Annotated in this window: 1 protein-coding gene; it reads left to right on the forward strand. The window is 76.2% G+C overall.

Annotated features, from left to right (window positions below):
- Positions 1–252 (forward strand): hypothetical protein (locus tag KVT39_RS37070; protein WP_217591500.1); only part of this gene is annotated, 252 nt, incomplete at both ends.

Genomic DNA, 252 nt, shown 5'->3' on the forward strand with positions numbered 1-252 from the left:
AGCGGCCGCGCCGACGAGGCGGCCCGGCGGATCGTCGCGCTGTTTCCGAACGGTGGGCCGTCGGGTGCGCTCGGCGCCGAGTATTACCAGATCGTGTCGAATGCGCCGGGCGGTCGCGAGCCGGCGACCGCCGCGCTGCGCCGCGCGGCCGCGGCCGATCCGCAGGACACGAGCGCGTCGATGGCGCCCGCGCGGCTGCTGAACCAGCGTGCCGACACGCGCGCGGAGGCGAACCGGATCGCATGGTCGCTC

Source organism: Burkholderia sp. GbtcB21 (assembly GCF_019091065.1).
In the GTDB taxonomy this organism is placed as follows: domain Bacteria; phylum Pseudomonadota; class Gammaproteobacteria; order Burkholderiales; family Burkholderiaceae; genus Burkholderia; species Burkholderia pyrrocinia_C.